At 58.1% G+C, this 6728-nt stretch carries 8 protein-coding genes; 6 read left to right on the top strand and 2 right to left on the bottom strand.

Annotated elements, in window-relative coordinates; translation table 11 throughout:
* From COA65_10530 to COA65_10510, 5 genes are all read left to right on the top strand, one after another.
* Nucleotides 1-87 (top strand): transcription elongation factor GreA (locus tag COA65_10530; GenBank protein PCJ56574.1); only part of this gene is annotated, 87 nt, incomplete at its 5' end.
* Between the two features lie 44 nt (nucleotides 88-131).
* Nucleotides 132-950, top strand: coding sequence for an enoyl-CoA hydratase (locus COA65_10525; protein ID PCJ56573.1), 819 nt, complete (start codon nucleotides 132-134; stop codon nucleotides 948-950).
* 54 nt (nucleotides 951-1004) lie between these two features.
* A complete protein-coding gene (locus COA65_10520; GenBank protein PCJ56572.1) occupies nucleotides 1005-2207 on the top strand; it encodes an aspartate aminotransferase in 1203 nt (400 codons plus the stop codon).
* 86 nt (nucleotides 2208-2293) lie between these two features.
* Nucleotides 2294-3265: a protein-methionine-sulfoxide reductase catalytic subunit MsrP gene (locus COA65_10515; protein PCJ56571.1), complete on the top strand. Its 972-nt coding sequence runs from the start codon at nucleotides 2294-2296 to the stop codon at nucleotides 3263-3265.
* A gap of 56 nt (nucleotides 3266-3321) precedes the next feature.
* Complete coding sequence (locus COA65_10510; protein PCJ56570.1) at nucleotides 3322-3714, top strand: hypothetical protein; 393 nt, start codon at nucleotides 3322-3324, stop codon at nucleotides 3712-3714.
* Between the two features lie 134 nt (nucleotides 3715-3848).
* Here COA65_10510 and trxB read toward each other — a convergent pair whose 3' ends face one another.
* A complete protein-coding gene (trxB, locus tag COA65_10505) occupies nucleotides 3849-4829 on the bottom strand; it encodes a thioredoxin-disulfide reductase (protein PCJ56569.1) in 981 nt (326 codons plus the stop codon).
* Nucleotides 4830-4908: 79 nt separating this feature from the next.
* On the bottom strand, nucleotides 4909-5895 hold the full coding sequence (locus COA65_10500) for a hypothetical protein (GenBank protein ID PCJ56575.1): 987 nt from the start codon (nucleotides 5893-5895) through the stop codon (nucleotides 4909-4911).
* Nucleotides 5896-6064: 169 nt separating this feature from the next.
* Between COA65_10500 and COA65_10495 the strand changes: the two genes are divergently transcribed.
* Nucleotides 6065-6610, top strand: coding sequence for an ArsR family transcriptional regulator (locus COA65_10495; protein ID PCJ56568.1), 546 nt, complete (start codon nucleotides 6065-6067; stop codon nucleotides 6608-6610).
* Nucleotides 6611-6728 lie beyond the last annotated feature (118 nt).

Raw genomic sequence — 6728 nt, 5'->3', positions numbered from 1 at the left:
ATCGGCAAGGAAAAGGGCAGCTTCGTCGAAGTGACGACGCCCGCCGGGTCAAAATCCTATGAGATTCTTTCGGTCAAATATCGTTAACGATACCCGTTAGCAATACCCACGAACGGCACCCTTTCTTTAGAATGAGAACCCGTATGTCTTATGACCATGTGAAATTTTCAGTCGAGGACGGCATTGGGCATTTGATCCTTGCCAGAGACGACACCCGCAACGCGCTGACCGTCGGCGGCCTCGTCGAAGAGGTGCTCGATGTGTTCGAGCGTGTGGAAACCGGATCGGACGCCCGCGTGCTGGTGATTTCAGCCGAGGGCAAGGCGTTTTCCGCCGGCGGCAATCTGCGTGAAATTCTGGATCCGGACGGCCCCTATGGCGGCACCTCGCCGGAAATCCAGAAAAAATACGTCCATGGCATTCAACGCCTGCCCAAGGCCCTGCACCTGTTGAACGTGCCGACAATCGCCGCCGTGCAGGGACCGGCCATCGGCGCGGGCTGCGACTTCGCCCTTTTCTGCGACCTGACGCTGGCCTCAACGGAAGCCCAGTTTTCAGCCGCCTTCATCAACCTTGGCCTGATACCGGGCGACGGCGGCGCCTGGATATTGCCACGCATGGTCGGCGTGCAACGCGCGGCGGAACTCATGCTGACCGGCCGCACGGTGGGCGGCAAGGAGGCCCAGAAAATCGGCCTCGCCCTGGAATGCCTGGAACCCGACGCGCTGCTTCCACGCGCCTTTGAACTGGCGCGCCGCATCGCCTCGCGACCGGCGGTGGCGGTTCGCTTCCTGAAAATCCTGATGCGCCAGGCCCATTCAGCCGGTCTGGACGAGATGCTCGACAGCTCCTCTGTCCTGCAATCCATCTGCCACAAGACGGACGACCACCACGAGGCAATCACAGCCTTTCTCGAAAAAAGAAAACCGAAGCCGTTTACGGGAATGTAACCTTGGGCCGCTCTTCTAAAAGAGAGCGACACACGAACAGAAGAAAGTGACCGGATGGCGATCCTTGCAAAACGCTTGAGCAAGATTAAACCCTCGCCGACGATCGCGGTGACAACGCGCGCGGCAGAGCTTCGCGCCGAAGGCCGCGACGTGATTGGCCTTGGTGCCGGCGAGCCGGATTTCGATACCCCGGACAACATCAAGGCGGCAGCGAAAGCGGCCATCGACCGCAGCGAAACAAAATACACCCCCGTCGCCGGCACGGTGGCGCTGCGTCAGGCGATTTGCGAAAAATTCAGGCGCGACAACGGCCTCACCTACACACCCGATCAAATCACCGTCGGCTGCGGCGGCAAGCAGACAATCTACAACGCCCTCATGGCGACCCTTGACCCCGGCGACGAGGTCATCATCCCGGCCCCCTATTGGGTTTCCTATCCGGACATGACGCTGCTTGCCGAAGGCACCCCCGTTATTGTGCCCTGCACACAGGCAAACAATTTCAAATTGACGCCGAAAGCTCTCGACAAGGCGATCACGCCAAAAACGAAATGGCTTGTTTTAAATTCGCCTTCAAATCCAACCGGGGCCGCCTATAGCTTTGATGAGATCAAGGCGCTGACGGACGTGCTGCTGCGCCACCCCCATGTCTGGATCATGACCGACGACATGTACGAGCTTCTTGTCTATGACGGGTTTGAATTTGCAACCCCGGCCCAGGTGGAGCCCAAGCTTTATGAGCGCACGCTGACCCTGAACGGCGTGTCCAAGGCCTATTGCATGACCGGCTGGCGTGTTGGCTATGCCGCCGGGCCGCTTGAGCTGATCAAGGCCATGAACAAAATACAATCCCAAAGCACGACCCATACAAGTTCGATTTCCCAGGCCGCTGCGGTGGAAGCCCTGAACGGGCCCCAGGACTTTCTTGCCAAAAACATTGCTGTCTTCAAGGAACGACGCGATCTGGTTGTCGCCGCCCTGAACGAAACGCCGGGACTGACCTGTCACACGCCGGAAGGTGCCTTTTACGTCTATCCGGGCTGTGAAGCCCTGATGGGAAAGAAAACGCCGAAAGGCAATGTGCTGAAGACGGACGCCGATTTTGCGGCCTATCTGCTGGAAAGCGAAGGCGTTGCCATCGTTCATGGCGAAGCGTTCGGGATGTCGCCTTTTTTCCGCGTGTCCTACGCCACGTCAACGGAAATGCTGAAAGAAGCCTGCGCGCGGATCCGGCGCGCCTGTGACGCGCTTCGTTAAACCCGCGCCGTTCTCTCACGGGAAGTTGAATTGTGGCCGGCCGGTGCGCCCCATAAGCTTTTCGGCAAACGGGAAGGAACCAAAAAATGCGCAACCGCCGCCGTCGTGAATGGGAACTGCGTGAATCGGATGTCACGCCGGAAGCTGTTTTTCAAGACCGGCGCGCGTTGATGCGCGGTCTTGCCGCCGGCACGATCCTGGCCGCCACGTCGCCCCTGCTTCCCATGTTCAACCACGCCGCACGCGCCGCCGACCCAAGCGCGCATCTCTATCCCGTGGCGCGCAATCCCCGCTACACGGCCACGCGCGCGCTGACGGATGAGAAATTCGTAACCGCCTACAACAATTTCTACGAATTCGGCTCCCACAAAAACATTCGCGACGCGGCCCAGGCGCTTAAAACGCGGCCCTGGACGGTTGTTCTCGATGGCCTGGTCGAAAAGCCGATGGAAATCGGCATCGACGACCTGTTGAAGGCGATGCCCCTTGAAGAACGCGTCTACCGGCATCGCTGCGTCGAGGCCTGGTCGATGGTGGTGCCGTGGAGCGGCTTTCCCATGCGCGCCCTTGTCGATTTTGCCAAACCGAAGGCCTCCGCAAATTTTGTGTTGATGGAAACCTTCTTCGACCCGGAAATCGCGCCCGGCCAAAAACAGGCCTGGTATCCGTGGCCCTATGTCGAAGCCTTAACCCTGGAAGAAGCACGAAACGAGCTCGCCTTTCTCGTCACCGGGGCGTACGGCAAGCCAGCCCTGCCCCAGAACGGCGCACCGCTTCGCCTTGCCGTGCCGTGGAAATATGGCTTCAAATCCATCAAGTCGATCACGCGTTTTACCTTTGTCGCAAAACGCAAAAAAAGCTTCTGGGAGACGATCCTACCGGCGGAATACGGGTTCTGGGCAAACGTAAATCCCGAGGTCGCGCATCCGCGCTGGTCCCAGGCCAAGGAACGCGTGCTAGGCACGCTGGAGACCACGCCGACCCAGCTTTACAATGGCTATGGCGAATTCGTAAGCGGGCTTTACAAAAACCTCGAAGGCGAACAGCTTTTTATGTAGAGGGCCAGATTGGTCTTGCTCGGCCACCATGCGTTTCATGATTAAGAGAGATTGATATGGCAGCGATCATGGAACTTTTACCTAAAACAGATCTCGGAATTTTATTCGTTCTATTTAGTACAGCACGCTTCGAGAACCAGCGTTGGGTAAGGGCTCGCTTACGTGGTCTTCAAGGCGACAACCAAGCTATCGGTGCTTTTATCGATATAACAGGCGGTCTATCGCTATTTTTCGCATTTGCCTTCCTCGTAGCTTATGCCGTCGATACCACCATCCTAAAAGCAGTTGTGTTGTTCGTTTTAACGGGCACAATTGGCATCATCTATGCGCTTGTATCTACATGGGTCTTTAAGGGTGAGAGCTGGATAATCTGGATGGTTGGAACGATTGCGGTTTGGCCACTGTCTTTGGCGCTGGTGCCACAAGTCACTTGGTTTGGGCTTTTCTAATGAAAGAGGTTTTTTGAACACACGCCAATGTCTGCCGTTGAGCGTAAAATAGGCATGATCCGCTAAAAAGCAGACGTTCAGGACGTTGGTTCGGCAGAATTTCAAACTGAGACGCTACTAAAAGGTGTTTAGCCCTAGGCCGTTGCCTGACTGGCCGGTTCGGGCGTTTCGATTTCCTGTTCGGCTATAAATTTTTCCGCCTCCAACGCCGCCATGCAGCCGGTGCCGGCAGCCGTCACCGCCTGGCGATAGATTTTATCCTGCACGTCGCCGGCGGCAAAAACCCCCGGCACATTCGTTGCCATGCAATCGGCTGCGGTTTCGATATAGCCTTGCGCGTCCATCGCAATCTGACCCTCGAACAACGTCGTCGTCGGCGTGTGGCCGATGGCGACGAACACACCATCAAGCGCAATATCGCGGGTGGCGTTGCTGGCCACGTCACGAATGCGCATCCCCGTTACGCCAAGCAGCGGCGCGTCGGTTCCAAGAATTTCATCAAGGACATGGTTCCAGATGATTTCGATCTTCTTGTTTCGAAACAGACGTTCCTGCAGAATTTTTTCCGCGCGCAGGCTGTCACGGCGATGGACGAGATACACCTTGCTGGCATGGTTTGTCAGATACAGCGCCTCTTCGACTGCCGTGTTGCCACCGCCGATGACGGCGACGACTTTGTCCCGAAAGAAAAATCCGTCGCAGGTGGCACAGGCCGAAACGCCGAAGCCCTGAAATTTCTGCTCGCTTTCCAGGCCCAGCCAGCGCGCCTGCGCACCGGTGGCGACAATCACCGTCTGGCTGATATAGCGATCGCCGCCATCGCCGATGCAGATAAAGGGGCGCTTTAAAAAATCCACTTCGACGATGGTGTCCGAAAGAATTCTGGTGCCGACATGGGCCGCCTGCGCCCCCATCTGTTCCATCAGCCAGGGGCCCTGAATGACGTCGGCGAAGCCGGGGTAATTTTCGACATCCGTCGTAATCGTCAACTGGCCGCCCGGCTGAATGCCCTGGACGAGGACCGGCTCCAGAGCGGCCCGGGCCGTATAAATGGCCGCCGTGTAACCGGCCGCACCGGCCCCGATGATGAGAACCTTTGTTTCAATATCCGCCATCTCTGGAGCTTTCTTTCGTAAGGGCCTGTTGCACCGGCCAGCATAGATTTCTCGCCCGGCGCTGACAAGCAAAGGCGGCTTATTTTTGGCGTTCGCCCGTGGGTTCATCCATGCGTTCACCCAGGCGCTTGCGCACCGCCTGCGCAACACGTTCGGTGTCCATCAGGGGTTCGTAAGTCCATTTCTCAAAGCTGCCGTCAAAGGGCCGGGCAATCCCGCGCGCGCACAAATTTTCGTGGAACGCATCGAATTTTTTCGACGTACCTTCAAGGGCAAAGACGTAAAGCGGCTTGCCCGTGGTTGCTGCCTCACACGCCATGGAAACGGAATCATTTGTCACCACAATGGCGTCGGCAGCGGCGAGATAGGCAAAATAAGGGTTTGCGCCTTCGCCTTCCCAGATTTCCATCGGCACGCCTTCCAGGCCGGCCCGAAGTCGCGCAACAACGTCGGCACCGGTTCGTCGCGAGACCGTAATCATCAGGCTGCCGCCGGTTTCCGTAACCATGGCGCGAAGCAGCAAGGCAAGTTCCCCCGCAGCCCGCTCGGTAAATTTAAAATGTTTGCTGGCACCACCCAAAAGCACAGCGAGCCGAGGCCGGGGCAACGCCGCCAACCGCCCGCCATGTGCGTCCAGCGCGTCATCAAGCCGGGCCTTGGTGATGCGGGTCAAGGCCCCTTCCGTCACGATGACATTGTCGCCTTCAAGGCCGTCATGGCGCGGCGTGGCAACAAGGTCAAAGCGTACCGGAGCGACGTAGGGGTTCAGCAGATGCACGGCAAAGACGCGCGCGCCGCTTTTCTTCTTGATCGCCAGCGCGACGGGAACGCTTTTCCGCCCGGCGCTGATCAACACATCCGGCCAGGGCGGCGCAAGAGAACTGGCCGTCGGATTTTGCGCGACAAGGGGCGCGAGCCAAAGCCCAACCGGAAGCCACCGCCAGGGCCATCGCGGCCGCAGGCGTTTTATTTCCGGGTCAAGACCAAGGGCTTCCGCCAGGCCAAGGCACTGGTTTTCCGTCCCCGCCATGCCCTCTGTCAGGATCCAGCAGATTTTCTTTGTCATCGTTTTACCCGCGCCAGCATAACGGCAGGCGTCTTCGAGAGGTAGAGCCGAAAACATGGCAAAACGGGCCGTTCCCTATGGTTCCCTGCAAATTCCCAACGAATTGCCTGCTTGCCTTCCCGAAAGCATCGGGTAAAATTGCGTAATATAATTTCAATTTTTTCCGGAAATGGAGCAGCTTAAAACCGTGGTACGCGTCAAGCTGGACCGAATCGACCGCCAGATTCTTCACGATCTGCAGATGGACGGACGCCGGACGAATGTCGAACTTGCGCGCCGTGCTGGCATTTCGCCGCCGCCCTGTCTGCGCCGGGTGCGCGCTCTGGAAAAGGCCGGCTACATCCGTGGCTACCATGCCGACATCGACCCGGAAGCGCTGGGCTTTGGCATCACCGCCTTTGCCCAGGTGGGCCTGAGCAGCCAGGCGGAGACAGATTTGGAAGCCTTCGAGGCGCTTGTGGCGCAATGGCCGGAGGTCAGCGAGTGCCACATGCTGGCCGGCGAGACGGATTTTCTGTTGAAAATCTTTGCCGCAGACTGGGACAGCTATCAACGCTTCCTCACCACGCAATTGACACCGGCACCGAATGTGAACCATGTGAAATCGGCGCTGGCTATTCGCATTTCGAAATGTGCGCCCGGCGTGCCGATTGACGTGGACCCGGCAAAACCGTCCCCCATGGCAGCCACCGGCACGAAGAAAAAAAGCGCCTGAGGCCCACCCCCGACAGCCTTTCGCGGCGGCACCCTTGAAGTTGCACCGCTGCAGTCCTACTTTAACGGGTCGCGTTAATCCCTCCGGAAAATCCGGAAATCACCCAAAGCCCCTGCCA

It is taken from the genome of Rhodospirillaceae bacterium, assembly GCA_002746255.1.
Classification (GTDB): Bacteria; Pseudomonadota; Alphaproteobacteria.
The sequence above is the reverse complement of the archived record's forward strand: the minus strand, read 5'-3'. Positions and strand labels throughout refer to the sequence as shown.

Bases quoted from the DNA above. Each gene is read 5' to 3' on its own strand.
- COA65_10525 (PCJ56573.1), top strand. From the start codon at position 132: ATGAGAACCCGTATGTCTTATGACCATGTGAAATTTTCAGTCGAGGAC.
- COA65_10520 (PCJ56572.1), top strand. From the start codon at position 1,005: ATGGCGATCCTTGCAAAACGCTTGAGCAAGATTAAACCCTCGCCGACG.
- COA65_10515 (PCJ56571.1), top strand. From the start codon at position 2,294: ATGCGCAACCGCCGCCGTCGTGAATGGGAACTGCGTGAATCGGATGTC.
- COA65_10510 (PCJ56570.1), top strand. From the start codon at position 3,322: ATGGCAGCGATCATGGAACTTTTACCTAAAACAGATCTCGGAATTTTA.
- trxB (PCJ56569.1), bottom strand. From the start codon at position 4,829: ATGGCGGATATTGAAACAAAGGTTCTCATCATCGGGGCCGGTGCGGCC.
- COA65_10500 (PCJ56575.1), bottom strand. From the start codon at position 5,895: ATGACAAAGAAAATCTGCTGGATCCTGACAGAGGGCATGGCGGGGACG.
- COA65_10495 (PCJ56568.1), top strand. From the start codon at position 6,065: ATGGAGCAGCTTAAAACCGTGGTACGCGTCAAGCTGGACCGAATCGAC.